We start from the raw sequence: 25,279 nt of genomic DNA on the forward strand, positions 1-25,279 counted from the left end.
GGCGCTCCGGCGGTCGCCTACGGCCGGCGATCCGCGCGACATCGGGAGGAGGAGAGCACCCGGGCTGACACAGCGGTAATGGGTCTCACCTCCTCGGCCTGCGACGGCCGGGTCCGTCCCCAGCCGGACGGCAACACTACCCGACGGCCTGGTCGGCCGGTACGGCACGGCAGGCCGACAGCCCGACGGCAGGTGGTTGGGTTATGCAACCATGGAGGCCTGAGCAGGCTTGTGGTGAGGGAGGTCCGGTGCACGCAGCCGACGCCGTGGAGACCGTCCAGCGGGAGATGACGGTGTTCGCCCGCCGCGCCCGGGCCGCGGCCGGGCGGATGCACCCGGAGCTGTCGCTGGTCTCGTACACCCTGCTGGGGCATCTGGAGGAGAGCGGCGGGTGCCGTGCCACCGATCTGGCCGCGCACTACGCCCTGGACAAGTCGACCGTCAGCCGCCAGGTGGCCTCGCTGGAGCGCACCGGCCTCATCGAACGCCGCCCCGACACGGCGGACCAGCGGGTCCTGGTACTGCATCTGACCGAGGCCGGCCGGCGCATCCTGGCCCAGGTCACGGACAGGCGCCGGGCCGCGTTCGAGGAGCGGCTGGCCGACTGGCCCGCCGAGGATCTGTCGCGCTTCGCCGACTACCTCGTGCGCTACAACACGGGAGCCGGTTCCGGCCCGCCCGGCTGAAGGCGGCGCGAGCACGGCGGCTCGACCCGTACGGTTGAATACGCAATTACCGATCACGCCGGCCCGGCGGGGCACCGTCGGGCCGGTCCGGAGGCACCACCACATGCACATCACCCGAGGCTTCACCGGGCGCCCACGCGTCGACGACCCCGGTCTGCCGCCCGGTCAGTACGACGCGGGCGACGACTGGCCCGTGCTGTCCGCCGAGGTCACTCCCGACCTGGCGCCCGGCGACTGGACGTTCCGCGTCGACGGTCTGGTGGCCGAGCCCCGTACCTGGGACTGGGACGAGGCGCACCGGCTGCCGGCGTCGGCGTACCAGGGCGCGATCCACTGTGTGACGGGCTGGTCGAAGTTCGGGGTGCGGTTCGCGGGGGTGTCGCTGGACGCCTTCCTGGATGTGGTCCGGCCCCATGGGTCGGCGACCCATGCCGTCGCCTATGCGCACACCGGCTACACCGCGAACCTCCCGCTCGCCGACCTGACCGGTGGGCGTGCCTGGATCGCGTGGGAGTACGACGGCAGGCCCCTGGCCCCGGAGCACGGCGGCCCCGCGCGGCTGGTGGTGCCGCACCTGTACTTCTGGAAGAGCGCCAAGTGGATAGCGGGCCTGCGGATCCTCGACCACGAGGAGCCGGGTTTCTGGGAGCGGAACGGCTACCACGAGCGGGGCAACCCCTGGGACGAGCAGAGGTACTCGGGTGACTGACACCTTCGTTCCTCCCACGCGATTCGCCGTGCCCGGGCGCATCGCCGTGAGCGAGCAGTCCGCCGCCGTGTGGCAGACCGCCACGCTGGCCGAGATCCGCCGCGAGACCCCGAGGGCCGCCACCTTCCGGTTCGCCGTGCCCGGCTGGCCCGGTCATCTGCCCGGCCAGCACCTGATGGTGCGGCTGACCGCCGAGGACGGCTATGTGGCGCAGCGCCACTACTCGATCGCGTCCGCGCCGGACGACTCCGGGTATGTCGAGCTGACCCTGGATCACATCGAGGGCGGCGAGGTCTCGGGCTGGTTCCACACGGTGGCCCGGCCCGGCGACCAGGTCGAGGTGCGGGGCCCGGTGAGCGGCTTCTTCGCCTGGCCGGGCGACCGGCCCGCGCTGCTGATCGGCGCCGGTTCCGGCGTCGTGCCGCTGATGTCCATGGTCCGGCACCACCGGGCACGGAATCTGACGGTGCCGCTGCGGCTGCTGGTGTCCGCGCGCAGTCCCGAGGAGCTCATCTACGCCGGGGAGTTCGGCGCGGAGACGACGCCCGTGTTCACGCGGAGCGCGCCGGAGGGTGTGCGGGTCGGACGTATGGCGGCCGCACATGTGGTGCCGCTCCTGGCTGAGCGGCCGCGCCTTGGGTGGGAGGCCTATGTGTGCGGCTCCAACTCCTTTGCCGAGCACGCCTCCCGGCTGCTGGTCGCCGCCGGTCAGCCCGTGGACCGCATCCGTATCGAGCGGTTCGGCTGACCTCGCGACGCCCTCTCCCCCAGGCCGGCGAACCTGACGTGTGGCTCGCCACAGGGGCGGGGGCCCGGTGTTTCGCCACGGTCGGCCCGGGCACCCCAGCCGGAGGGCTACGGCTCGCGGCGGCCCGGGTCGCGCCGAGCCGTTGATGGGTGCGCCGGCGCGGTAGCGGCGAGGAGGTCGAGATGCGAACCCGGGTGCGCGGCTGGCGGTGGCGGCGCAGTCCGTTGCGACGCCGGTCCGATGTCGTCGAGGCATGGACGGTGCTGGTCGTCGCGGTCCTGATACTCGTGGGTGCGCCTCTGGCGGGGGCGGCCGCCGCCTGGTGGGCCCATGGCGAGGCGCGCTCGGTCTCGATGGAGCAGCGCGCGGAGCGTCATCGCGTCCGTGCCGAGGTGGTCGGCAGGAAGGGCGACGCCCTGCCGTCGGTGCAGGCCGGCGGGCAGCAGGCGTTCCGGGCGACCGTGCGCTGGACGGAGCCGGGCGAGGGCACGCGCACCGCGACGGCTCGGGTCCCCGCCGGTACCCGGCCGGGTGAGGTCGTGCACGTCTGGTTCGACTCGCAGGGGCGGAGCGTGACCCCGCCGGTGGACGGAACGGGCGTCTGGCAGCACACCCTGACCATCGGCACCTGTGCCACGGGCGGTGCGGTGCTCGCGGTGCTCCTGATCCAAAACGTCGTACGCAGGGTGGCTCTGCGCCGACGGCTGGCCGAATGGGAACGGGCTTGGGCGCGTACGGAACCTCAGTGGACGCACCGCCGCGCCTGACACACGGGTGCCGCCGGGTCAGGGACGACCGGGGTACGCACCGGCGGGGGCCCGCGGTAAAGGCCTGGCGAGGCCTCGGACCGCCCACGTAATGTGATCGTCCGCACTGTCCCTCCCCGCAGCTCTTCCTCACCGAAGGCGGTCCTGCATGGCCCTGTTCGATCTTCCTCTCGACGAACTCCGCGAGTACCGCAGCGCGTCCACCGAGCCAGAGGACTTCGACGCGTTCTGGTCCAAGACGCTCCAGGAGGCGCGTGAGCACGATCTGGACGCCCGCTTCGAACCGGTCGACACGGGACTGTCGACCGTGCAGGTCTTCGACGTGACGTTCGCCGGGTTCGGCGGTCATCCGGTCAAGGGCTGGCTGACGCTGCCGACGGGGGTGGACGGCCCGCTGCCGCTGGTCGTGGAGTTCATCGGTTACGGCGGAGGACGCGGACTGCCGCACCAGCACCTGCTGTGGGCGTCGACCGGCCGGGCGCACTTCGTGATGGACACCCGCGGGCAGGGCAGCGCCTGGGGCGCGGGCGGCGGCACGGCGGATCCGGTGGGCGGCGCACCCGCCTACCCGGGCTTCATGACGCGCGGTATCGACGCGCCGGAGAACTACTACTACCGCCGGGTGTTCACGGACGCCGTGCGCGCTGTGGAGGCGGCCCGTTCGCACCCCCGCACGGACTCGGCGCGCACGGTGGCCGTGGGGGCGAGTCAGGGCGGCGGCATCACCATCGCGGTGGGCGGCCTGGTCCCGGACCTGGCGGGCATCGCGCCGGACGTGCCGTTCCTGTGCGACTTCCCCCGCGCGGCGACGCTCACGGACCGCCAGCCGTACCGGGAGATCGGCTCGTACCTCAAGACGCACCGCGGCCGCACCGAGGAGGTGCTGCGCACGCTCTCCTACTTCGACGCCGTGCACTTCGCCACCCGCGGACAGTCCCCGGCGCTCTTCTCGGCCGCGCTCGAGGACCAGACCTGCCCGCCCTCGACCGTGTTCGCGGCGTTCAACGCCTGGGGCCACGAGGACAAGACGGTCGAGGTGTACGACTTCAACGACCACGAGGGCGGCGGCCCCTTCCAGGAGGCGGCCCAGCTGCGCTGGATGCGCTCGTACATCTGATCCGGCCGTTCCCGGACCGCGGGCTTCCGCCCGGTCCGACCAGTCGGTACGTTCTTCGGGCCCGGGCCGCTCCTCGGCGGCCCGGACCGGGGACGGTCGGCGGGAGGGTCCATGTCCGAGAACCAGGCACAGGTGCGCGGTCACTGCGACGCGCGGTTCACGGCGGTACGCGAGGCGTTCGAGGAGAACTTCCGGGAGCGCGGCGAGCTGGGCGCGGCGGTGGCCGTCACCGTCGGCGGCAGGACGGTCGTGGATCTGTGGGGCGGCTGGTCGGACGCGGCGCGCACCCGTGCGTGGGAGCGGGACACCGTGGTCAACGTGTGGTCGACGACCAAAGGGCCGGTGGCGCTGTGCGCGCACATCCTCGCCGACCGGGGGCTCGTGGACCTCGACGCTCCGGTGTCCGTGTACTGGCCCGAGTTCGCCGCGGCGGGCAAGGAGAAGGTCCTCGTGCGGCATCTGCTGTCGCACCGCGCCGGCCTGGCCGGGCTGCGTGAACCGCACACGCTGGAGCAGCTCTGCGACTGGGAGCTGACCACCAAGCGGCTCGCGGCGACGCAGCCCTGGTGGGAGCCGGGCACCCGGTCCGGCTATCACGCGCTGACCTACGGGCACCTGGTGGGCGAGGTGGTACGACGGGTGTCGGGGCTGACGCCGGGAGCCTTCCTGGAGCGGGAGGTGACCGGGCCGCTCGGGATCGACTTCACCATCGGCCTGCCGGAGAAGGAATCCGGGCGGGCGGCCGAACTTGTCGGTCCGCCGCCCGCGGGAAGCAGCGAACAAGCCGCCGCATTCGCGCAGTTGGCGCCCGCGGCGGTGGCCGCGCTGACCAACCCTCCGGTCTCCGCCGCCGGCGCCGGCACTCCCGGGTGGCGGGCCGCCGAGATCCCCGCGGCGAACGGGCACGGCACCGCGCGAGCGGTCGCCGAACTGTACGGCGTCTTCGCCGGGCGCGGCTCGTACGGGGGCCGGCGCGTGCTGTCCGCCGACGCGGCCGAGCGGGTGCGCGAGGGGCAGGGCAGCTGCCGGGATCTGGTGCTCGGCGCCGGGCTCGACCGCGAGACGGAGGCGGGGCTCGGACTGTGGCTCAGCGGACCCAGCGGCTCCTACGGACCCAACCCGCGCGCTTTCGGTCATGACGGCTACGGCGGCTCCTGCGGACTCGCCGACCCGGAGGCGGAGGTGTCGATGGGGTACGTGATGAACCGTATGGGGCCTCATATCGCGGACGACCCTCGTAAGACGGCGCTGGTCGAGGCCCTCTACAGGGCACGGTGACGGCCGGCGCGGGCGGGCCGGTTTCGGCCGAACCGCCCGGCCGCCCTTCCCTGCTGGTTTAGACCAATGCTAGACCTGGTGGCGCACCGAACCCGCACGACTACCGGACGTCACCAACAGGAGGCGCGGCATGGCCCGCACCACCCCGCACGACCACCCGCCGACCCGAGGAGAGCCCCTGTACCGGCGGATCGCGACGGAGTTGCTCGGCGAACTGCGCGACGGAACCATCCCACCCGGCGAACGGCTGCCGGGGGAACGGCGGCTGGCCGGGCACTTCGGGGTCAGCCGGGAGACCGTGCGGCAGGCACTGGAGCTGCTGCGCCGCGACGGCCTCGTCGCCACCGACCGGCGCGGCAGCCACGCCACCCTGCCCGGAGCGCCGGTCGAGACCCCGGCCTCGCTCGCCTTCCCGGTCGGCGCCCGGGCCGCGACCCCGGGCACGGTCGCCCGCGCCACCGTCACCTGGGAGCCGCCCCCGCCGGACCACGCCGAGGCGCTGGGACTCACCCCGGGCCGCCCCACCCTGGTCCACCGCTACCGGTACGCGACCGCCGACGGACGGGGTCTGCGTACGGCCGTGACGTCGTTCTCCGCCGTGGCGCTCGCGGAGGTCGAGGAGCTGGGCCGTTACCGGGACCGCGCCGACGGCACCGCCGCGGCGCAGCTTCGCAGGGCGTACGACTGGATGCGCCGGGCCGGACTGACGCTGCACCACCGCGATGCCATCACCCGCCTCGCCAGCACGCCGTCGGTGCGCGTCACCCGGCGGGTGCACGACCAGTACGCGCGCCCGCTGGAGATCACCGACCTGGTCGTGGACGCCCGGCAGGACGCGCTGATCTACGAGTTCACGCTGCCGGGCCGGGCCGGCTGACCCGGCAGCCGGGCCACGACGAGCCGCACCCGGGGGCTGCCGTCCCGTCGCCGCCCGAACTCCGGGAGCGCCTGGAACTCCACCTCGAAGCCGGCCAGGGCGAGTTCACGCCGCACGTCCCCGAGGCGGAAGGCGCGGTAGTACATGACGAACGCGGGCCGCCACAGCGCGTTGCGCACCCGCATCACCATGTCGAAGCCGAGCAGCATCCAGTAGCCGGGCGAGGCCGGGCGGGGCGGGGCCACCAGCGGAAAGGCGAAGCTGCCGCCCGGCCGCAGCACGGAACGGACCTGGGCGAACAGTCCGGGCAGTTCGCGGGGCAGGAAATGGCCGAACGCCCCGAAGCTCACCACCAGGTCGAAGACGGGCGCGAAGGGCAGCGCGCGGGCGTCCGCACGCACCCAGGAGACCGGCGGACCGTCCGGCCGGACCCGCTGTCGTGCGACATCGAGCATGCCCGCGCTGAAGTCGACCCCGGTGACCCGCTCCCGGCACACCCCCGCCAGGACACCGATGCCCGCGCCGGTGCCGCAGCACAGGTCGAGGCCGGCGTCGAAGGGCCCTGCCCGCCGCAGCGCCGACCCGACGGCGTCCAGGACCGCTTCGGGCGTCCGGAAGGGCGTGTGGTCGAACTTCGGCGCGAGGAGGTCGTAGCCGCGCTCGACGGACGAGAGCGCCTGGACGGCCAGCTCGCGCAGACTGGGGCCTTCGGGGCTGAACACCTGCTCAGCCTAGAGGAGCCCGCTGTTCCAGGACCGTCAGTGCGCGGAGGCCTCGCCCTCCTGGAGGGCGGCCAGGACGGCGTTCCTCAGAGACGTGTGGACACGGTAGTAGCGGTTGACTAATCTACTCCGCATCTACTCAATTAGTTGACTAAGGCGGAGTTCGATGCGTGCATTCCGAGAGGCGATCGAGGCGCTCGACCTCGACGCCGCCGAGGCGCTGCTGGCGCCGGACGTGGTGTTCACCAGCCCGGTCGTGTTCAAGCCGTACACCGGAAAGGCGATCACGGCGGCCATCCTGCGTGCCGTCTCCGGTGTCTTCAAGGACTTCCGCTACGTACGCGAGATCAACGACGTGCACGGCCGTGACCACGCCCTGGTCTTCACCGCCCGGGTCGGCGACCGGGAGATCAGCGGGTGCGACTTCATCCACGTCGGCGAGGACGGGCTCATCGACGAATTCACCGTGATGGTGCGTCCGTTGTCGGGGGCGCAGGCACTCGCGGCGGCCATGGGTGAGCAGTTCGAGCGGATCGCCGAGGAGGCGCGGACACGCTCGGTGTGAGCGACACGTCCCGGGCTCCTTTTCCGCGTTCTTCCGCCGTTCGCGGCCCGTTCGCGGTTGGATGTCCCCATGACGTCCGCCGAGCACGACCGGCTGATGCGGGCCAACCAGGCGAACTGGGACGCCCGCACGCCCGTCCATCTCGCCAGCCGGTTCTACGGCCTCGACCAGGACCTCGACCCGGAGCGGTGGTTCGCCCCGTGGGAGTGGGAGGACCTCGGCGAGCTCACCGGCCGTGACGTGCTGCACCTCCAGTGCCATCTCGGCACGGAGACGATCGCCTTCGCGCGCCGCGGGGCCCGGGCCGTCGGCCTCGACATCTCCGAGGCGTCCGTGGCGGCCGCGCAGGACATCGCCGCCCGGGCCGGCGCGGACGTGACGTATGTGCGGGCCAACGTGTACGACGCCGTCGAGGCCCTGGACGGACGGCGGTTCGACGTCGTCTACACCGGCAAGGGCGCCCTGTGCTACCTGCCGGACCTGGACCGCTGGGCGGAGACCGTCGGCAGGCTCCTGCGTCCGGGCGGCCGGTTGTACGTCGTCGAGTTCCACCCCCTGCTGAACTCGCTCGGCCCGAAGCCCGCGCCGGGCGAGGGCCCCGAGCTGCTGCTGCGCCACGACTACCTGGGCGGCGCCGGTCCGGTGCACCGCGACGGGACCCACACCTACACCGACGGCCCGGCCGTCGAGGGCGCCACGGACAGTTACGAGTGGATGCACGGAATGGGCGAAGTCGTCACCGCGTTGACGGAAGCGGGACTCGCCGTGCGCCGACTGCGGGAGGGCGACGAACTTCCCTGGCCGCGCTGGCCGCAGATGGTGCGCACGGAATCCGGCTGGTGGCAGCTGCCCGAGCCGCGGATCCCGCTGCTGTACGGGCTGCTGGCCACTCGTTGAGGTAACCGGCGCGCATCCGCCGCGTTCGGTGGTACATTGCGAACAGCACTCGTGCACGCCCCCTCTTTCCGGGCGCCGGTGCCGGTTCTCCGAATCTCTCTTTCATCTCCAGCACCACGACGTATCTCGTCGTAGCCGAGGTGCTGTTCCCCGCCGCACGGAGTCGTGCCTCAGGCCCTCCCTTCGCGGCTCACTCCCCCCTTCCCTTCGCATGTCTCATGCCTGCCGTCCGTGAAAGGACACCCACCACCATGACCACCACACTCGAAAACCCACTCGCCCAGCAGCAGCCCACGACCCGCACCGCCACCGGCGTCCTCGACATCGACGCGTCCGGGAAGGGGCATCTGCGCGGCGTGAACTGCCTGCCCTCGCCCGCCGACCTCGCGGTCTCCCCCGCCCTGACCCGCCGGTACGGCCTGCGCAAGGGCGACCTCGTCGAGGGGCTGCGCGGCGACCGCCACGGTCTGACCGACGTCGTACGGGTCGACGGCCGTACGCCCGAGGAACTGCGCGGCCGGCGTCACTTCCGGGACCTGACGCCGTTGCATCCGCACGAGCGCCTCCGTCTCGAGCACCCCGCCGCCGGACTCGCCGGGCGGGTCGTCGACCTGATCGCGCCGGTCGGCAAGGGCCAGCGCGGGCTCCTCGTGGCCCCGCCCAAGACCGGCAAGACCGTCCTCCTCCAGCAGCTCGCCGCCGCCGTCGCCGGCCGGCACCCCGAGTGCCGGCTGATGGTGCTGCTGCTCGACGAGCGTCCCGAGGAGGTCACGGACATGCGGCGGGGGGTGCGGGGCGAGGTGTACGCCTCGACCTTCGACCGCAGCGCCAAGCAGCACATCGCGCTGGCCGAACTCGTGATCGAGCGGGCCAAGCGGCTGGTCGAGGCCGGTGAGGACGTCGTCCTCCTCCTCGACTCGCTGACCCGGCTGTGCCGGGCGCACAACAACGCGGCCGGTCCCGGCGGCCGCATCCTCAGCGGCGGCGTCGACGCGTCCGCGCTGAGCGGCCCCAAGCGGTTCTTCGGCGCCGCCCGGTCGGCCGAGGAGGGCGGTTCCCTCACGATCCTCGCGACCGCGCTGGTGGAGACCGGTTCCCGGGCCGACGACTTCTACTTCGAGGAGCTCAAGAGCACCGGCAACATGGAGCTCCGCCTGAGCCGCGAGCCGGCGTCCCGTCGCGTGTTCCCGGCGGTCGACATCGCCACATCCGGCACCCGGCGCGAGGAAATCCTGCTCCCCCCGGCCGAGTTGGCGGCCGTACACGGCCTGCGCCGCGTGCTCCAGAACCGGGACGGCCAGGGTGCCCTGGAGACCCTGCTGGAGCGCATGCGCGACACCCCGGACAACGCGACGTTCCTACGGCGCATCCAGCCGACGCTGCCCTCGGACTGAGGCGCGACCGGCCGAGCAGGCGCGATGAGGCCGCCCTGCGGGGGCCGCACGTGTGGCATACGGGTGTTCGCGCCTGGTTCTCGGCCCCGTTGACGCGGTGCGGAACGAGTCTGTTCCTACGTTGATCATATGATCCTCGGATTCTCTTCCCGGGTTGCCGTGTCAGCGGGTGTGCTGTGTGCGACGGGGCTGCTGACCCTCATGCCGGCCGCGGCGGCCGGTCGCGGCAGGGCGGAGCCCAGTCCGCCGGCCGGGCCCCGGGCGGCGGCCCCGCACCCCTTGCTGCTGCACCGGCCCGGCGTCCATGTCCGCCCACGCACCGGCGCACCGCGCGTCCCGCGGGTCTCCGCGCTGTCCTGGCTGGTGGCCGACGCGCGCACCGGAGTGGTGCTCGCCGCGCACAACGCGCACCGCAGGCTGCCCCCGGCCAGCACCCTGAAGACCCTGTTCGCCGTCACCGTCCTGCCCGAACTGCCGGCGGGCGCCCGGCACACGGTCCGCGAGGACGAACTCCTCGGCATCGGTGACGGCAGCAGCCTCGTCGGGATCACCGAGGGCCGTACCTACCGGGTCGCCGACCTGTGGCGGGGAGTCTTCCTCAACTCCGGCAACGACGCCGTGCACGTGCTGGCCGAGCTGGGCGGCGGCTGGCGGACCACCGCCCGGCGCATGCAGGCCAAGGCCCGGTCCCTGGGCGCCCTCGACACGCGCGTGGTGTCACCCGACGGCTACGACGCACCGGGCCAGGTGTCCTCGGCGTTCGACCTGGCGGTCTTCGGCCGGGTGGGGCTGCGCGACCCGGCCTTCGCGCAGTACTGCGCCACGGTCGAGGCCAGGTTCCCGGCCGGTGGCGGCTGGTCGTACCCGATCCGCAACACCAACCGGCTGCTGAGCGGCGCCCCCGGCGTGAAGCCGTACCGCGGGCTGATCGGCATCAAGAACGGCTACACCACCCATGCGGGCAACACACTCGTGGCGGCGGCGCGCCGGGACGGGCGCACCCTCGTCGTGACGGTGATGAACCCTCAGGAGGGCGGCGGATCGACCGTGTACGAGGAGGCCCGCTCGCTGCTCGACTGGGGCTTCGGAGCCGCCGGGCGGGTCGACCCGGTGGGTTCGCTCGACGCCTGGCGGCCCGCCCCGAGTCCGTCGGCGCAGACACCGGCCGCCGCGGCCGCGGTGCCGGAGGAGGCCGGCGCCGGCTGGACGGACGCGGGACTGATCGCGGGCGCCACCGGGCTGGGCGTCACCATCGTGGTGCTGGTGCTGCGGCTTCCGGTCCGCCGGTCCGGGCGGGGGTGACCGACCGGCAGCCACAACAGCAGGCCCAGGGTGATCCAGGCGTAGGTGTTGCTGCCCAGGAACCCCCCGACGCCGGACGCGTCGTCGAACCACAGCCACACCACACTGGTGCACAGCACCGCGTACAGCGCGCCCGCGACCCGGAGGCGCCCGGCACGGATCAGCACGGCGAAGGACGGCAGCAGCCACACGAGGTGGTGCACCCAGGTGATCGGGCTGACGAGGCAGGCCGCGAGGCCGGTCAGGGCGAACGCGGCCGTCCAGTCCCCCGCGTCGGCCGCCCGGCGGGCCCGCAGCGCCCACGCGGCGAGGACCAGCAGCACCACGGACGCCCACACCGCTCGGTCCGTTTCCCCCAGACGCGCCAGGATGCCCTGCACCGACTGGTTCGAGACGTAGCCGAGGTGGCCCACGCGGTTGGTGTCCCACAGCGCCTCGGTCCAGTAGAAGCGCGAGGCGTCGGGGTCCACCAGGGCCGCGACCGCGGTGGCCGCGAGGGCGACGGCCGTGGCGAGGGCCGCCGCGCGCCGTCGTCCGGCCACCAGCAGCAGACCGATGAACAGCGCCGGGGTGAGCTTGATCGCGGCCGCGAGTCCGATGCCGATGCCCGCCCAGCGGGTGCGTCCGCCCGCCAGCAGCGTCGCGTCGGTGAGCACCAGGGCGAGGAGCAGCAGGTTCACCTGGCCGAAGCTGAAGGTGTCGCGGAGCGGTTCGAACAGGGCGAGCAGGCAGGCGGCCAGGGCCCAGCCGTACCAGCCGTGGCGCCGCCAGGACGGACCCGCGAGCAGACGCAGCACCACGGCGAGGGCCGCCAGGTTGAGCAGCAGGGCGGCCGCGATGGCGGTGCGCAGGTCCAGCAGGGCCATCGGCAGCATGACGACGGCGGCGAACGGCGGATAGGTGAAGCCGTACGCCGTGCCCGGCACCCGGTAGTCGTAGATACGACCGCCGTGGTGGACCCAGTTGTCGACGCTTCCGTAGTAGACGCGCAGATCGAACCAGTCGCGCAGCAGGGGCACGGTCACCGTGAAGACGGTGACCACCGCGGCGAGGACGAGCACCAGCAGCAGGCGTCCCCGGTCGGTGCGGCGCAGGGCCGGGGTCATGCCGTGCGACCCAGCGCCGGAGCCAGTTCGGCCTGGTGGGCCTGCCACAGCACGACGGCCGCGAGGGCGCCGCCACAGACGGCCAGCACGAGTTGCCCCGTGTCCGGCGGGCCGCCGCTGGGCAGGACGCAGAGCGCGAGCACGCCGGTCACGGCCGCCATACGGTGGCGTACGGAGGTGCTGGGCGCGGCGGCGGCGATGAGGAACAGCCCCCACAGGGCGTACCAGGGGCGGATCGCCGGGCCGAGGGCGGCCACCGTCGCCAGACTCAGGCCGAGGGCGTACACCGGTCGTGGGCGCAGCCGGATCCAGATCAGCGCGACCGCGACGACGGCCGCCGCGACGCCGAGGGTGTGCCAGGCGGGGATCGCCAGGGGCGCGAGATCGCTGCCGAGGTGGTGCAACAGGGCCCGGGTTGCGCGGCCGAGCAGGGTGGTCAGGGCCCAGTTCTGGGGCGAGACGGGCGTGTTCAGGGCGGCTATCCAGCCGTAGCCGGTACCGGCCACGGCCGTGGCCGCGACGGTCGTCCCCGCCGCGGCGACGGCGGTGGTCAGGACGGCCCTCGCCGGTCCGCGCCCGGCGCGGACCTGGAGGACGACGACGGCGGCCAGCCCGAGCGCGGCGGGCGCCTTGACCAGGGCGGCGAGCGTGACGAGGACGGCTCCGAGGACCGGCCACCGGCCGAGCGCGGCCACCAGGCCGACGCCGAGCAGGCCCAGCATGACGGCGTCGTTGTGGGCGCCCGCGACCAGGTGCAGCAGGACGAGCGGGTTGAGGGCGCCCAGCCACAGCGCGGCGGACGGGTCGGCGCCGCTGTGGCGGGCGAGGCGGGGCAGCGCGGCGGCCATCAGGGCCACGCCCGCGAGCGCGACGAGTCGCATCCCGAGCAGCCCGGCGGGCAGTTGACCACGGGTCAGACCCGACAGTGCCGCGGCGACGGCGAGGAAGACCGGGCCGTACGGGGCGCCGGTGTGCTGCCAGAGGGGTGCGACCTCGTCGGCGAGCGGGCCGCCGAGCTGGGACGGGCCGTGCGCGTACACGTCCATGTGCGCCTCGACCATCGCCCCCTGGGCCAGGTAGCTGTAGACGTCCCGGCTGAAGAGCGGCGGAGCGACCAGCAGGGGGGCGGCCCAGACCGCGAGAACCGTCAGGAGGGCGCGGGGCGTGGGCGGTCTCGGTCCGCGGACCAGGCGGCCCAGCAGGGCCCAGGCCGCGATCAGCAGGACGAGGCCGAAGTAGACCCCGACCAGTCCGAGGGCGGCACGGGCGGAGGCCGGGTGGAGGAGGTCCCTCACGGGCAGGGCTCCGGCCGTCTCACCGCCCGCCGCGAGGAAGGTGGTGCCGGCCAGACCCAGGATCTGGCAGCGGCGGAGATCGACGAAGGGAGCCATGGCCAACACTCGGTCAGAGTTTCTGTGCCGGGTGGCTGGAAGTTGACGCGGTGGGTTCCGGGACGAAGCGGTGGAGTGACCGGCCGGTGATCAGGTGCGGTGCGTGCGGGCTGCGTCCCGTCCGGCGGGTGTGGTGGTTCGCAGGGTGCGGGTGCGTCGTGGCTGGTCGCGCAGTTCCCCGCGCCCCTGAGGGTGTGAGCCCGGCCGCGGGCGGGTGGGGGCACTTCGCGCAGTTCCCCGCGCCCCTGAAGGTGCGACCCCGGCCGCGGGCCCGTGGGGGCACTTCGCGCAGTTCCCCGCGCCCCTGAAGGTGGGGGCTTGTCGCGTAGTTCCCCGCGTCCCTGAAGGTGGGGGCTTGTCGCGCGGTTCTCTGTGCGCCCTTGGGGCGGTCAAAACACCGAGAGGCCTGTCAGGGTCGTGAATCGGTCCAGGGCCGCGACGCCTGCCACCGAGTTGCCCCGTTCGTCCAGGCCCGGGCTCCACACGCAGAGCGTGCAGCGGCCCGGGACGACCGCGATGATGCCGCCGCCCACGCCGCTCTTGCCGGGCAGGCCGACCCGGTAGGCGAAGTCGCCCGCCGCGTCGTACGTCCCGCAGGTCAGCATGATCGCGTTGATCTGCTTGGCCTGGCTGCGGGTGAGCAGGCGGGTGCCGTCGGCGCGGATGCCGTGGCGGGCCAGGACGGTCGTGGCCAGGGCGAGATCGGCGCAGGACGCCGTGACGGAGCACTGGCGGAAGTACTGGTCGAGCAGGACCGGCACCGGGTTGTCGATGTTGCCGTAGGCGGCCATGAAATGGCCGAGGGCGGCGTTGCGGTCGCCGTGGGCCGTCTCGGAAGCGGCGACCTCCTCGTCGAAGGTCAGGTCCTGGTTGCCGCTCTCCGCCCGCAGGAACGCCAGCAGTTCGCCCGAGGCGTCGCCGGTCCGGGTGTGCAGCCGGTCGGTGACCACGAGAGCGCCCGCGTTGATGAACGGGTTGCGCGGGATACCGTTCTCGTACTCCAGCTGGACCAGGGAGTTGAAGGGGTTGCCGCTGGGCTCGCGGCCCACGTGTTCCCACAGGGCGTCGCCCTCGCGGGCCAGGTCCAGGGCGAGGGTGAAGACCTTGGTGATGGACTGCGCGGAGAACGGCTGCCGCCAGTCCCCCACGCCGTACACCGTGCCGTCCGGTTCGGCGACGGCCATGCCGAAGCTGCGCGGGTCGCGGGCGGCGAGCGCCGGGATGTAGTCGGCGGGCCGGCCGCGGCCGGGGGTTCGCTCGATCTCCTCGGCGATGCGCTCCAGGACCGGCTGGAAGGTCGTCGGCGACGTCATGATCACCATTCTCTCTCCGGGCCGGTCCCGGTGCGCTCGCGTGGCTCAGACCGCCGGCGCCGTACCGCTGCCCGCCAGGACCTCGGGGCGCAGCAGGCCGGCGAGGGTGTCGGCGGGCAGCAGGCCCTTCTCCAGGACGAGTTCGGCGACTCCCCGGCCGGTGGCGAGGGCCTCCTTGGCGATGTCGGTGGCGGCCGTGTAGCCGATGTGCGGGTTCAGGGCGGTGACCAGGCCGATGGAGTTCTCGACCGTGGCACGCAGGGCCTCGGTGTTGGCGGTGATGCCGTCCACACAGCGCTCCGCGAGCGTGAGGCAGGCGGCACGCAGGTGGGTGAGGGACTCGGACAGGGAGTGCAGGATGATCGGCTCGAAGGCGTTGAGCTGGAGCTGTCCGGCCTCGGCGGCCATGGTGATGGTGACGTCGTTGCCGATGACCTCGAAGGCCACCTGGTTGACCACCTCCGGGATCACCGGGTTGACCTTGCCCGGCATGATCGACGAACCGGCCTGCACGGGCGGCAGGTTGATCTCGCCGAGCCCGGCCCTCGGGCCCGAGGACAGCAGCCGCAGGTCGTTGCAGCTCTTGGACAGCTTGACCGCGATCCGCTTGAGCACGCCCGACATCTGCACGAACGCCCCGCAGTCCTGGGTCGCCTCGACCAGGTTCGCCGCCGTCACCAGGGGCAGACCGGTGATCGCGGCGAGGTGGCGGCGGGCCGCCTCGGCGTACCCGGCGGGGGCGTTGAGGCCGGTGCCGATCGCCGTGGCGCCCAGGTTGATCTCGTGGATCAGCTCGACGGCCTCGGCGAGACGGGACCGGTCCTCGTCGATCATGACGGCGTAAGCCGAGAACTCCTGGCCGAGCGTCATGGGGACGGCGTCCTGGAGCTGGGTCCGGCCCATCTTGAGCACGTCGCGGAACTCGACCGCCTTGCGGGCGAAGGAGTCCTGGAGCGCGGACATCGCCTTGAGCAGGCCGCGCACCGCGAAGACCGTCGCGATCTTGACGGCGGTCGGGTAGACGTCGTTGGTGGACTGGCCGAGGTTGACGTCCTCGTTGGGATGCAGGTGGTGGTACTCGCCCTTGGCGTGGCCCAGCAGTTCCAGCGCCCGGTTCGCCACGACCTCGTTGGCGTTCATGTTGGTGGAGGTGCCGGCGCCGCCCTGCACGACGTCGACCACGAACTGGTCGTGCAGCGCGCCGTCGCGGATCTCCTGGCAGGCCGCGACGATGGCGGCGGCCTTCTTCGGGCCCAGCAGGCCGAGTTCCTCGTTGGCGAGGGCGGCGGCCTCCTTCACGGCGGCCAGGGCGTCGATCAGGTGCGGGTAGGCGGAGATGGGCGTGCCCGTGATGGGGAAGTTCTCCGTGGCGCGCAGGGTGTGGACGCCCCAGTACGCGTCGGCGGGAACGTCACGGTCACCGAGCAGGTCGTGTTCGGAACGGGTGGCGGCGGTCATAAGAGCACTTTCTGAGGTCAGGGGTGGGTGAGCGCCCCTTCAGGGGCGCGGGGAACTGCGCGGTCAACCACATACGGTCCGCGGACCGGCGACGCCCGCAGCCCCCCGTCGGATGGCGGCCCGGAACTACCTGCCGGCCGTCACCGGAAGAGGATCCAGGGCACGCACCACCCGCACGGACCCCACCGGCTCGCCTCCCCCGAGCAGCGGCTCACCCGCGAACTCGGTGAGCAGGTCCGGGTCGACACCCGCCCGGGCCAGCGCGGCGGCGGCCACCGGCACACGCGCCCGGTTCGCCCCATCGGCGATCTTCACCGCGACGGCCCGCCCGTCGGGCAGCGCGGCGACCTGCACGCCCTCGAAGCCGTCCTTGGACAACAGCCCCGGCACGGCCCGCATCAACGCGGCGACGTCCCGGCCGGAGCCGGAAGCCATCTCGGCGTGCTCGCGCACCGCGTCCCGGGCCCGGGCCTCGGGCGTGCCCGTCGCCACGGCGGCGATCCGGCCGGTGGCGCGGGCGAGGCCGTGCAGCGAGATGGAGAACAGGGGCGCGCCGCAGCCGTCGACGGTGACCCGGGCGATGCGCTGCCCGGTGAGGTCCTCGACGATCTCGGCGATGGCCTGCTGGAGCGGGTGGCCGGGGTCGAGGTAGTCCTCCAGCGGCCAGCCGTTGAGGGCGCAGGTGTAGAGCATGGCCGCGTGCTTGCCGGAGCAGTTCTGGGCGAGCCGTGAGGGCAGCCGGCCCTCACGCACCCAGGCGTCCCGCACGACCGGGTCGAACGGCATGTCCGGAACGTTGCGCAGTTGCTCCTCGGCGAGCCCGGCGAGGTCGAGGATGCGCCGGGCACCGGCGAGGTGGCGGTCCTCGCCGGAGTGGCTGGCCGCGGTCAGCGACAGCAGCTCGCCGTCGAGCGGCAGCCCGGCCCGTACCATGGCCACGGCCTGGACGGGCTTGAGCGCGGAGCGCGGATAGAAGGCGGCCTCGATGTCTCCGATCTGGAGCTGGACCTCTCCGTCGGCGCCGAGGACGACGACGGAGCCGTAGTGGATGCCTTCGACGATTCCGCCGCGTACGAGGTGGGCGACGGGGGCGTGGACGGGTTCACGGACAAGGGGTGCGTCCGCAAGGGAACTGCTGAACATCACTGCCTGCTTCTCGGGGAGCGGCGCGTCGGTCACGCGCCGGCTCCGGTGGTGGACTTGCGCGCGACACGGCCGCGGATGCCGAACCATCCGGCGACCAGTGCCCCGACGATCAGCGGCAGGCACAGCACCGTGGTGCGTCCCGCGCCGCCGTCGGCGTACATGAGGACCAGGACGGAGGCGAGGAACGCCAGCGTCACGATCTCGGTCCAGGGGGAGCCCGGCAGCCGGTAGCCCGGGCGGGTCAGCTCGCCCTTCTGGGTCTTCTGCCAGAAGAGGAGGTGACAGATCATGATCATGCCCCAGGTGGCGAGGATGCCGATCGCGGCGAAGTTCAGCACGATCTCGAACGCCTCCGCGGGCACGACGAAGTTGAGGCCGACGCCCAGGACGCAGATGCCGCTGGTGAGCAGGATGCCGCCGTAGGGGACCTGGCTGCGGCTCATCACGGAGGTGAACTTCGGCGCGGATCCGGCCATGGCCATGGAGCGCAGGATGCGGCCGGTGGAGTAGAGGCCGGAGTTGAGGGAGGACATGGCGGCGGTGAGGACGACGAGGTTCATCACGCCGCCCGCCGCCGGGACGCCGATGTTGGACAGCACCGTCACGAAGGGGCTCTCGCCGGCGGTGTACTTGTTCCACGGCAGCAGCATCGACAGCAGCACGACCGAACCGACGTAGAAGACCCCGACACGCCACATGATCGAGTTGATCGCCTTCGGCATGATCTTCTCGGGGCTCTCCGTCTCGCCGGCGGCGACGCCGACCAGCTCGACGGAGGCGTAGGCGAAGACGACGCCCTGGGTGATCAGCAGCATGGGCAGCAGGCCCTGCGGGAAGACGCCGCCGTTGTCGCCGATGAGGGACGGGCCGGGCGTGTGTCCGTCGACGGGGTGCTGGGTGACCAGCAGGAAGATGCCGATGCACATGAAGACGACGAGCGCGCCGACCTTGATGATCGCGAACCAGAACTCCAGCTCGCCGAAGATCTTCACCGAGATCAGGTTCACGGTGAGCACGACGGCCAGCGCGATCAGCGCGATCACCCACTGCGGGATGTCGGAGAACATGCCCCAGTAGTGGGTGTAGGTGGCGACGGCGGTGATGTCTGCGATGCCGGTGGTCGCCCAGTTGAGGAAGTACATCCAGCCCGCGGTGTAGGCGCCCTTCTCCCCCATGAACTCGCGTGCGTAGGAGACGAAGGCGCCGGAGGAGGGCCGGTACAGCACGAGTTCGCCGAGGGCGCGCACGACGAGGAAGGCGAAGAGGCCGCAGACCGCGTAGGCGATGAAGAGGGACGGCCCGGCTTCGGCGAGACGGCCGCCGGCACCGAGGAACAGGCCGGTGCCGATGGCACCGCCGATGGCGATCATGTTGACGTGCCGTGACTTCAGGGACTTGCTGTAGCCCGCGTCTCCGGCGTCGACATGGCCGATACGTTTCTGCACGTCATCGTGCAGGGACTGCTCGCTCACGCCTCGGGTCCGCCTTCCGTGGGGGTGTCCGTGCGCGAAGAACGCACGATGTCGGTGAGGGTCGTCTCGACGCGGTCGAGGTGGTGTGCCATGGCCTCCACCGCGTCGTTCTCGGAACCGTCGATCAGCGCCTCGACGATCGCGCGGTGCTCGCGGTTGGACTGCTCGCGGCGCCCGCCCAGCTCGTTGAGGAAGGCCGACTGGCGGGCCAGCGCGTCCCGGATCTCCTCGATGACCCGGCGGAACACCGGGTTCTGCGCGGCCTCGGCCACGGCGAGGTGGAACAGCGTGTCCATGGCGACCCACGCGGTGGTGTCCGTCTCGCGTTCCATCCGGTCCAGGAGGTGGGCCAGGTGGTCGAGGTTCTCCGGGGTGCGGCGGCGGGCCGCGTACCCGGCGACCGGGATCTCGACGTGGCGGCGCACCTCCAGCAGGTCGCTGGCCGAGTAGTCGCCGAAGGTGGGGTCCTCGACGGTGCTGGCCACGACGAAGGTGCCCTTGCCGGTCCGGGAGACGGTCAGGCCCATGGTCTGCAGGGCCCGCAACGCCTCGCGCAGCACGGGCCTGGAGACCTCGAGGGTCCGGCACAGCTCCGCCTCGGAGGGGAGCTTGTCGCCGATGGCGTACTCGCCTCGTTCGATCGCACCGCGCAGGTGCGCCAGCACCGCTTCCATGGCACTGACGCGACGCACAGGCTGTCCGGCTGTCCGGCTGTCTGACAGGTTCACGGTGGCGATCCTGCGGGGCGCGGGAGGCACCTGTCAAGAGGCCGAAACGAAACGTTCAGGGGGCCGGAAGCCTGCGTTCAGGCTCCCGGCCCCCTGGCTCGTCCGGTCGGCGGGCTGGACCGGCGTGGACGGTCAGCTGTTGAGCACACCCGTCCCGAGCAGGCCGAACAGCAGCACTCCGACGGCGATCCGGTAGATCACGAAGGCGTTGAAGGAGTGCTTGGCGACGAACTTCAGCAGCCAGGCGATCGAGCCGTAGGCCACGACGAAGGAGACGAGCGTGCCCACCACCAGCGGGGCCGCGCCCACACCGGTGCCCAGGGCGTCCTTGAGTTCGTAGAGCCCGGCTCCGGTCAGGGCGGGGATGCCGAGGAAGAAGGAGAGCCGGGTGGCGGCGACACGGTCCAGGTCGAGCATCAGCGCGGTGGACATGGTGGCGCCGGAGCGCGAGAACCCGGGGAACAGCAGGGCGAGGATCTGGGAGCTGCCCACGAGCATCGCGTCCTTGAACGAGGTGTCGTCCTCGCCGCGCTTGTGCCGGCCCAGCCGGTCCGCCGCCCACATCACCCCGCTGCCGGCGATCAGCGAGCCGGCCACCACCCACAGCGACGCGAGCGGGCCCTGGATGAGCGGTTTCGCGGCGAGTCCGACGACGACGATCGGGATGGTCGCGTAGATGACCCACCAGGCGAACTTGTAGTCGTGGTGGTACCGCTCCTCGCGGTCGCGCAGGCCCCTCCCCCAGGCGGAGACGATGCGCACGATGTCCTTGAAGAAGTACACGAGCACCGCGGCGATCGCGCCGACCTGGATGACGGCCGAGAACCCGACCACGGCGTGATCGTCGACGGGGATGCCCATGAGCCCCTCGGCGATCTTCAGATGGCCGGTGGAGGAGACGGGCAGGAACTCGGTCACCCCCTCGACGGCTCCGAGGACGACGGCCTGACCGACGTTGATGACGCTCATGGGATCCAGTTCTGTACGGGGGGCGGCGGGAGCGGAGGGGACAGTCTTACTACACCCGGACGAGGACGGATCTCACCTACACGCCTCACCCACGCGGATCGCCCGCACGCCTCACCCGCCCACCTCACACCCGCGCGAGCGCGGCCCCCGCGAACGCCGCCGCGAGGCCGGCCGCCACACTCGCCGCCACGTTGACGGCGGCGTGCAGCCGGGCCCCCGTCTCCGCCAGCCGCAGCGTCTCGTAGGAGAACGTCGAGTACGTCGTCAGGGCGCCGCACAGACCGGTGCCGAGCAGCAGCTGGAGGTGCGTGGCGGCTCCGGTGAGCAGACCGAGGACCAGGCAGCCGGAGACGTTCACCGTGAAGGTGCCCCAGGGGAAGACCGAGTCGTGCCGGGACTGGACCGCCCGGTCGGTGAGGTAGCGGAGCGGGGCACCGACCATCGCGCCGCCGATGACCAGGAGCCAGTTCACAACGACTTCTTACCCTTCGGATCCGTTTCGCCGGTCATGTCGTTCCGGCCGGTGTACCGGATGACCTCGCAGTCGTCGAGGGTCACCAGCCCCTCGGTGACGATTTCGTCCAGCTGCGGCAGGAAGGCACGGACGCGCGGCTCGGTGTCGACGATCACCACGGCCACCGGCAGATCCTCGCTCAGGGAGAGCAGCCGCGAGGTGTGGATCAGGGAGGACGCGCCGAAGCCCTCGACGCCGCGGAAGACGCTGGCGCCCGCGAGGCCCGCGGCGTGGGCCCGGTGGACGATCTCCGAGTAGAGGGGCTTGTGGTGCCAGGTGTCGCTCTCGCCGACGAAGACGGTCAGGCGCAGCGCGCTGCCGGTCAGCCTCGTCATGGCTGCCTCCGTTCCAGGATGCGGCGGGTCGTCCGGGCCGCGAGCCACACCGCCGCGAGTGCCGCCGGCGGGGTCGCCGCGAGGTAGGCCAGACCGGTGGCCGTGTGACCGCCGTCGATCAGCCTTCGGATGTCGACGGCGTAGGTCGAGAAGGTGGTGAAGCCGCCGAGTACACCGGTGCCGAAGAAGGGGCGGACGAGGGGGTGGGCGGTCCTGACCTCCGTGATGACCACCATGAACACGCCGATCACGGCGCAGCCGGCGATGTTCACCCAGAAGACCGTCCAGGGAAAGCCGCCGGCGGGCGCGGGCCACCGGAGGGAGGCCGCGTAGCGGGCGGCGGCCCCCGCTCCCCCGCCGAGCGCCACGACGGCGACGACGGGCACCTGGGCGCGCCAGGACGGCGGACGCCGGGTGGGGGCATGGGCGCGGAGGCTCTCGGGGGCTTTCACGGGGGTACGTCTCCTACTCGCCGGAGCCCGGGACGGTCCGGGCGCGTGCCGTCGCAAGTAGGGACCGTTGGCGGCGTCCTCGCCGCGGTTCGGGTACGGCGGGCCCCACCGCCGCGCCGCGAGGGGGAGTCGCGGCCGGGGTTCAGATTAACCCCGGGGGCGTGACGGGGTCACTCCGGGAGGCTGCTCGGGTCACCGCCGCGTGGGTGTCCGGGTCACTTCGGGGCGGGTGGTTCGCAGACCGCCACGCCCCGCTCCCAGAGGCTGCCCAGCACCAGGTGCCCGCCGGCCTCGCAGACGCTGGTGACCATGCGGTAGCCGGAGCGGCGCCGCGCCAGGTGGTGGACGACACGGCCCTCGTCGTCGAAGGCCAGGACGGCGACCGTGCCGGTCGGGCGGAACGGGGCGTGCACGGCCGCGCGGGCGGCGGCGCGGCGGACCGCGGGCGTCCCACGGTGGAGCAGATCGAGGGCCGGTACGCGGGGACCGGCCAGCGCGACCCAGACCGGTCCGTCCGGGGCACCGCGCCAGAGGTTGTCGGGCATCCCCGGGAGGTTCTGGGCGAAGGGCTCGCCGCGGCCGGCCTTCGGACCGGTCAGCCAGTACCGGGTCAGCCGGCGGGCACCGGTCTCGGCGACGACGAGGAACGACTCGCCGGAACCGGCGGCGAGCCCGTTGGCGAACTGGAGGCCGTCCAGCACCACCTCGGGCGTGTCGTCGCCGGGGGCGAGACGCAGCAGCCGTCCCGTCCCGGTGTGCTCGACGATGTCGCCGATCCAGTGGTCCAGGGGGTGGCGGCGGCTGGAGACGGTGAAGTACACGCTGCCGTCGGAGAGGGACACGACGTTGCTGCAGAACCGCAGCTTCTCCCCCGCCACCGAGTCGGCGAGGACACGGACCGAGCCGTCGCCGGTGTCGACGCGCAGGAGTCCGCGTTCGGCGTCGCACACCAGCAGGGCGCCGTCCGGGAGGAGTTCGAGTCCGAGCGGCCTGCCGCCGGTCTCGGCGACCACCTCGGAGCGGGCCGCGACCGGGTCGGTCAGGCCGTCCAGGCGCACGATGCGGCCGTCGGCCAGCCCGGTCAGGACGCGGCCGCGCGGGTCGGCGACCACGTCCTCCGGGCCGTGGCCCAGCGCGATGTAGTGGCGTGGGACGAGTGCCGTGGGACGGTCCATCACGCGTGTGCCCTTCAGGTCGGGGGAGATACCGCCGTACCGGGTCGCCTACCAGCCCTTCTCAAACATCCGGGCGACCTCGGCGATCCGCATCTCGTCGCGGTGGTAGTGCACGCGGCCCGCGGAGCGGCTGGTGCGCAGCATGCCGGTGGCCTCGAGCAGCCTGAGGTGGGTGACGGCGACCGGGCAGGGCAGGGAGAACCGCTCGGCGACGGCGTCCGCGGTGACGCCGTGCGCGGCGGGTCCGGGTTCCTTCATCCAGGCCAGGATGCGCAGCCGCGTCTCGTCGGTGGGAGTCCTCAGCATGTCGCACCCCTGCCTCGCGGCTCTCGTCCTCATGACCGCGTCTTCCCACTGTCTCGCAGTCCAGGCCGCCGCGTCCGGCACTCCGTGTCCTTGACCGATACCGAACTCCCCTGCTCATGCGGGAGTTCGTCGTGTTCGGGGCGCTGCGTGCGGGAACGGGCAAGGGCCCGGCCGCGTGGGTGCGGCCGGGCCCCTCCCCCCGTCGGGTCAGCGGTGGCGGAACCAGGACGTCGAGGAGAGCGCCCGGTCGTCGTAGCCGAACAGCGCCTGGTTCTCCCAGGCGTTGCCGGAGGCGGCGTCGGTCGGATCCCAGCCGTTGCCGTCCACAGCGGTCCAGGTCGCCTCCCAGTAGAAGACGCCGAGGCCGCGGCCGCCCGGTACGGCCTCCACGATGCTCGCCACGTCGTTCATCCACCGGGTCTGGCCGGCCACGCTCGCCGGGTAGCCGGCGACCAGTTCGTCACCGGTGTCGATGATGTTCTGGTGCGCGTCCTCGCTGTCCAGGCGGAACGGGTAGGCGGTCTCGGCGACGAAGACCGGTTTGCCGTAGCGGGTGGCCGCGTCGTCGATTGTCGTCTGGAAGTCGGCCAGGGTACCGTGCCAGTAGCCGTAGTACGACAGGCCGATGGCGTCGAACTTCACTCCGTGGGAGCGGGCGTTGTCGAACCACCAGCGGGTGCCGTCCAGGTCACCGCCCTCGGCGAGGTGCAGCGCGACGGTGGTGGCCGAGTTGACCGCCTTGACCGCGTCGTAGCCGGAGTTGAGCAGACCGGCCAGCCGCGTCCAGTCGGACGTCGATCCCTCGTTCCACAGCATGCCGCCGTTGATCTCGTTGCCGACCTGGACCATGTCGGCGGTGGTGCCCTGCGCCTTCAGGGCGTTCAGCACGTCGTACGTGTGGTTGTACACGTCCGTCCTGAGCTGACCGTAGGAGTGTCCGGCCCAGGCGGCGGGCTTGTCCTGGCGGCCGGGGTCGGCCCAGAAGTCCGAGTAGTGGAAGTCCACCAGCAGCTTCATGCCCTGCGCCTTGACGCGTTTGGCCACGGCCAGGACGCGGGCCTTGTCGTTGTAGCCGTCGGCCGGGTTCACCCAGACCTTGAGGCGGGCGTAGTTCATGCCGGACGACTTGAGGATCGCCAGGGCGTCCCCGGCCGTGCCGGAGCCGTTCCGGTAGACGCCGCCCTTGGCCTCGCTCTTGGCCAGGGAGGAGATGTCGGCGCCCTTGACCGACGTACCGGAGGTGCCCGGCGTGAAGGTCAGGTCGTCGACGTTGATCCAGTTGCCCGCGTTCGCGTCACTGTTGACGCTGATCGTGCACTGGTTGCCGGTCACGACGACCGGCACGACGATCCTGAGCCACCCACCGGCCGAGACCGGCAGGTCGGTGCGCTGCTCGGCGCCGCCGCAGTTCTTCAGCGCCAGGTACGCGGACTTCTGGCCGCCGCCCGAGCGCACCCAGGCGGTGAGCTTGTAGCTGCCGTTGGCCAGTCCGGACAGGTACTGGTACGTCTCCACCTTGTAGGCGGTGGCGGCCCAGTGGCTCAGGCGGTAGCTCCCGCCGTGGCCACCGGACTCGGTGAACGAGGCGCCGGTGTCGCCGTACTCGGACCAGCCGGCCGGCGTGGCCGCGCCGGCGCCGCCGGTCTCGAAGCCGCCGTTGGCGAGGGTGCTCGCGGCATGGGCGGTCCGGGCGGGCAGGGCGGTGAGGGCGAGCCCCGCGGCGAGCGGGAGCAGCAGGGCCCGGAGCGTGCGTCTGGGATGGAACATCGTCGTCCGTCGTCCCTTCGACGTGGGGGTGGTGGCGCCCCTCGCCAGGAGGCAGGCGAGGGGCGGGCCCTCCGCCCGCGGCTCG

General features: G+C 72.4%; 25 protein-coding genes and 1 pseudogene. 11 read left to right on the forward strand and 15 right to left on the reverse strand.

Annotated features, from left to right (window positions below; genetic code table 11):
- The first annotated feature begins 248 nt into the window (after positions 1 to 248).
- From ABEA82_RS14800 to ABEA82_RS14830, 7 genes are all read left to right on the forward strand, one after another.
- A complete protein-coding gene (locus ABEA82_RS14800; RefSeq protein ID WP_345661918.1) occupies positions 249 to 686 on the forward strand; it encodes a MarR family winged helix-turn-helix transcriptional regulator in 438 nt (145 codons plus the stop codon).
- Between the two features lie 103 nt (positions 687 to 789).
- Complete coding sequence (locus ABEA82_RS14805) at positions 790 to 1,395, forward strand: sulfite oxidase-like oxidoreductase (RefSeq protein WP_345661919.1); 606 nt, start codon at positions 790 to 792, stop codon at positions 1,393 to 1,395.
- Positions 1,388 to 2,143, forward strand: coding sequence for a ferredoxin reductase (locus ABEA82_RS14810; protein WP_345661920.1), 756 nt, complete (start codon positions 1,388 to 1,390; stop codon positions 2,141 to 2,143). The genes ABEA82_RS14805 and ABEA82_RS14810 overlap by 8 nt, the downstream gene beginning before the upstream one ends.
- A 182-nt stretch (positions 2,144 to 2,325) precedes the next feature.
- A complete protein-coding gene (locus ABEA82_RS14815; protein ID WP_345661921.1) occupies positions 2,326 to 2,910 on the forward strand; it encodes an Rv1733c family protein in 585 nt (194 codons plus the stop codon).
- A gap of 148 nt (positions 2,911 to 3,058) precedes the next feature.
- Positions 3,059 to 4,027, forward strand: coding sequence for an acetylxylan esterase (locus tag ABEA82_RS14820; protein ID WP_345661922.1), 969 nt, complete (start codon positions 3,059 to 3,061; stop codon positions 4,025 to 4,027).
- A gap of 111 nt (positions 4,028 to 4,138) precedes the next feature.
- Entirely contained in the window at positions 4,139 to 5,305 is a 1,167-nt protein-coding gene (locus ABEA82_RS14825; protein WP_345661923.1) for a serine hydrolase domain-containing protein, read from the forward strand.
- Positions 5,306 to 5,435: 130 nt separating this feature from the next.
- Positions 5,436 to 6,182: a GntR family transcriptional regulator gene (locus ABEA82_RS14830; protein WP_345661924.1), complete on the forward strand. Its 747-nt coding sequence runs from the start codon at positions 5,436 to 5,438 to the stop codon at positions 6,180 to 6,182.
- Here ABEA82_RS14830 and ABEA82_RS14835 read toward each other — a convergent pair.
- Positions 6,149 to 6,904, reverse strand: a complete 756-nt coding sequence (locus tag ABEA82_RS14835; RefSeq protein WP_345661925.1) for a methyltransferase domain-containing protein — start codon at positions 6,902 to 6,904, stop codon at positions 6,149 to 6,151. The genes ABEA82_RS14830 and ABEA82_RS14835 overlap by 34 nt on opposite strands.
- A 166-nt stretch (positions 6,905 to 7,070) precedes the next feature.
- Between ABEA82_RS14835 and ABEA82_RS14840 the strand changes: the two genes are divergently transcribed.
- The 4 genes and pseudogenes from ABEA82_RS14840 to ABEA82_RS14855 all read left to right on the forward strand — a co-directional run.
- On the forward strand, positions 7,071 to 7,469 hold the full coding sequence (locus ABEA82_RS14840) for a nuclear transport factor 2 family protein (RefSeq protein WP_345661926.1): 399 nt from the start codon (positions 7,071 to 7,073) through the stop codon (positions 7,467 to 7,469).
- Positions 7,470 to 7,538: 69 nt separating this feature from the next.
- A complete protein-coding gene (locus tag ABEA82_RS14845) occupies positions 7,539 to 8,366 on the forward strand; it encodes a class I SAM-dependent methyltransferase (protein ID WP_345661927.1) in 828 nt (275 codons plus the stop codon).
- Between the two features lie 251 nt (positions 8,367 to 8,617).
- Entirely contained in the window at positions 8,618 to 9,760 is a 1,143-nt protein-coding gene (gene rho / locus ABEA82_RS14850; RefSeq protein WP_345661928.1) for a transcription termination factor Rho, read from the forward strand.
- A 201-nt stretch (positions 9,761 to 9,961) separates the two neighbouring features.
- Positions 9,962 to 10,726, forward strand: a pseudogene (locus ABEA82_RS14855) (D-alanyl-D-alanine carboxypeptidase family protein); the annotation flags it as partial.
- A gap of 59 nt (positions 10,727 to 10,785) precedes the next feature.
- Here the strand turns inward: ABEA82_RS14855 and ABEA82_RS14860 are convergent.
- The 14 genes from ABEA82_RS14860 to ABEA82_RS14925 form a co-directional block, all read right to left on the reverse strand.
- Positions 10,786 to 12,168: a glycosyltransferase 87 family protein gene (locus tag ABEA82_RS14860; RefSeq protein ID WP_345661929.1), complete on the reverse strand. Its 1,383-nt coding sequence runs from the start codon at positions 12,166 to 12,168 to the stop codon at positions 10,786 to 10,788.
- Complete coding sequence (mptB, locus tag ABEA82_RS14865; protein ID WP_425588520.1) at positions 12,165 to 13,559, reverse strand: polyprenol phosphomannose-dependent alpha 1,6 mannosyltransferase MptB; 1,395 nt, start codon at positions 13,557 to 13,559, stop codon at positions 12,165 to 12,167. The genes ABEA82_RS14860 and mptB overlap by 4 nt, the downstream gene beginning before the upstream one ends.
- 389 nt (positions 13,560 to 13,948) lie before the next feature.
- The gene (locus ABEA82_RS14870) at positions 13,949 to 14,881 is read right to left on the reverse strand and encodes a glutaminase (RefSeq protein ID WP_345661931.1); all 933 of its coding nucleotides are present in this window, start codon (positions 14,879 to 14,881) and stop codon (positions 13,949 to 13,951) included.
- Positions 14,882 to 14,917: 36 nt separating this feature from the next.
- Entirely contained in the window at positions 14,918 to 16,330 is a 1,413-nt protein-coding gene (gene aspA, locus ABEA82_RS14875) for an aspartate ammonia-lyase (protein ID WP_345661932.1), read from the reverse strand.
- Positions 16,331 to 16,456: 126 nt separating this feature from the next.
- Positions 16,457 to 17,473 carry an asparaginase gene (locus tag ABEA82_RS14880; RefSeq protein WP_345662355.1) on the reverse strand — a complete coding sequence of 339 codons (1,017 nt, stop codon included), beginning with the start codon at positions 17,471 to 17,473 and terminating at the stop codon, positions 16,457 to 16,459.
- Positions 17,474 to 17,505: 32 nt separating this feature from the next.
- Entirely contained in the window at positions 17,506 to 18,948 is a 1,443-nt protein-coding gene (locus ABEA82_RS14885) for an amino acid permease (RefSeq protein WP_345661933.1), read from the reverse strand.
- On the reverse strand, positions 18,945 to 19,622 hold the full coding sequence (locus tag ABEA82_RS14890; protein WP_039931813.1) for a FadR/GntR family transcriptional regulator: 678 nt from the start codon (positions 19,620 to 19,622) through the stop codon (positions 18,945 to 18,947). The genes ABEA82_RS14885 and ABEA82_RS14890 overlap by 4 nt, the downstream gene beginning before the upstream one ends.
- Positions 19,623 to 19,808: 186 nt before the next feature.
- Positions 19,809 to 20,645 carry an undecaprenyl-diphosphate phosphatase gene (locus ABEA82_RS14895; protein ID WP_345661934.1) on the reverse strand — a complete coding sequence of 279 codons (837 nt, stop codon included), beginning with the start codon at positions 20,643 to 20,645 and terminating at the stop codon, positions 19,809 to 19,811.
- Positions 20,646 to 20,769: 124 nt separating this feature from the next.
- On the reverse strand, positions 20,770 to 21,117 hold the full coding sequence (crcB, locus tag ABEA82_RS14900; protein WP_345661935.1) for a fluoride efflux transporter CrcB: 348 nt from the start codon (positions 21,115 to 21,117) through the stop codon (positions 20,770 to 20,772).
- Entirely contained in the window at positions 21,114 to 21,494 is a 381-nt protein-coding gene (locus tag ABEA82_RS14905; protein WP_345661936.1) for a DUF190 domain-containing protein, read from the reverse strand. The genes crcB (ABEA82_RS14900) and ABEA82_RS14905 overlap by 4 nt, the downstream gene beginning before the upstream one ends.
- Positions 21,491 to 21,946, reverse strand: a complete 456-nt coding sequence (gene crcB, locus ABEA82_RS14910) for a fluoride efflux transporter CrcB (protein WP_345661937.1) — start codon at positions 21,944 to 21,946, stop codon at positions 21,491 to 21,493. Before crcB (ABEA82_RS14910) ends, ABEA82_RS14905 begins: the two co-directional genes overlap by 4 nt.
- Positions 21,947 to 22,161: 215 nt before the next feature.
- Complete coding sequence (locus ABEA82_RS14915; RefSeq protein WP_345661938.1) at positions 22,162 to 23,121, reverse strand: SMP-30/gluconolactonase/LRE family protein; 960 nt, start codon at positions 23,119 to 23,121, stop codon at positions 22,162 to 22,164.
- A 48-nt stretch (positions 23,122 to 23,169) separates the two neighbouring features.
- Positions 23,170 to 23,427, reverse strand: coding sequence for an ArsR family transcriptional regulator (locus tag ABEA82_RS14920; protein ID WP_345661939.1), 258 nt, complete (start codon positions 23,425 to 23,427; stop codon positions 23,170 to 23,172).
- 207 nt (positions 23,428 to 23,634) lie between these two features.
- Positions 23,635 to 25,194 (reverse strand): glycoside hydrolase family 53 protein, encoded by a 1,560-nt coding sequence (locus ABEA82_RS14925; RefSeq protein ID WP_345661940.1) that lies wholly within the window; start codon positions 25,192 to 25,194, stop codon positions 23,635 to 23,637.
- Between the last annotated feature and the right edge of the window lie 85 nt (positions 25,195 to 25,279).

Source organism: Streptomyces venetus (assembly GCF_039540295.1).
GTDB lineage: Bacteria > Actinomycetota > Actinomycetes > Streptomycetales > Streptomycetaceae > Streptomyces > Streptomyces venetus.

Bases quoted from the DNA above. Each gene is read 5' to 3' on its own strand.
- ABEA82_RS14805 (WP_345661919.1), top strand. From the start codon at position 790: ATGCACATCACCCGAGGCTTCACCGGGCGCCCACGCGTCGACGACCCC.
- ABEA82_RS14815 (WP_345661921.1), top strand. From the start codon at position 2,326: ATGCGAACCCGGGTGCGCGGCTGGCGGTGGCGGCGCAGTCCGTTGCGA.
- ABEA82_RS14820 (WP_345661922.1), top strand. From the start codon at position 3,059: ATGGCCCTGTTCGATCTTCCTCTCGACGAACTCCGCGAGTACCGCAGC.
- ABEA82_RS14825 (WP_345661923.1), top strand. From the start codon at position 4,139: ATGTCCGAGAACCAGGCACAGGTGCGCGGTCACTGCGACGCGCGGTTC.
- ABEA82_RS14830 (WP_345661924.1), top strand. From the start codon at position 5,436: ATGGCCCGCACCACCCCGCACGACCACCCGCCGACCCGAGGAGAGCCC.
- ABEA82_RS14840 (WP_345661926.1), top strand. From the start codon at position 7,071: ATGCGTGCATTCCGAGAGGCGATCGAGGCGCTCGACCTCGACGCCGCC.
- ABEA82_RS14845 (WP_345661927.1), top strand. From the start codon at position 7,539: ATGACGTCCGCCGAGCACGACCGGCTGATGCGGGCCAACCAGGCGAAC.
- rho (WP_345661928.1), top strand. From the start codon at position 8,618: ATGACCACCACACTCGAAAACCCACTCGCCCAGCAGCAGCCCACGACC.
- ABEA82_RS14860 (WP_345661929.1), bottom strand. From the start codon at position 12,168: ATGACCCCGGCCCTGCGCCGCACCGACCGGGGACGCCTGCTGCTGGTG.
- mptB (WP_425588520.1), bottom strand. From the start codon at position 13,559: ATGGCTCCCTTCGTCGATCTCCGCCGCTGCCAGATCCTGGGTCTGGCC.
- ABEA82_RS14870 (WP_345661931.1), bottom strand. From the start codon at position 14,881: ATGGTGATCATGACGTCGCCGACGACCTTCCAGCCGGTCCTGGAGCGC.
- aspA (WP_345661932.1), bottom strand. From the start codon at position 16,330: ATGACCGCCGCCACCCGTTCCGAACACGACCTGCTCGGTGACCGTGAC.
- ABEA82_RS14880 (WP_345662355.1), bottom strand. From the start codon at position 17,473: ATGTTCAGCAGTTCCCTTGCGGACGCACCCCTTGTCCGTGAACCCGTC.
- ABEA82_RS14890 (WP_039931813.1), bottom strand. From the start codon at position 19,622: ATGGAAGCGGTGCTGGCGCACCTGCGCGGTGCGATCGAACGAGGCGAG.
- ABEA82_RS14895 (WP_345661934.1), bottom strand. From the start codon at position 20,645: ATGAGCGTCATCAACGTCGGTCAGGCCGTCGTCCTCGGAGCCGTCGAG.
- ABEA82_RS14905 (WP_345661936.1), bottom strand. From the start codon at position 21,494: ATGACGAGGCTGACCGGCAGCGCGCTGCGCCTGACCGTCTTCGTCGGC.
- ABEA82_RS14915 (WP_345661938.1), bottom strand. From the start codon at position 23,121: ATGGACCGTCCCACGGCACTCGTCCCACGCCACTACATCGCGCTGGGC.
- ABEA82_RS14920 (WP_345661939.1), bottom strand. From the start codon at position 23,427: ATGCTGAGGACTCCCACCGACGAGACGCGGCTGCGCATCCTGGCCTGG.
- ABEA82_RS14925 (WP_345661940.1), bottom strand. From the start codon at position 25,194: ATGTTCCATCCCAGACGCACGCTCCGGGCCCTGCTGCTCCCGCTCGCC.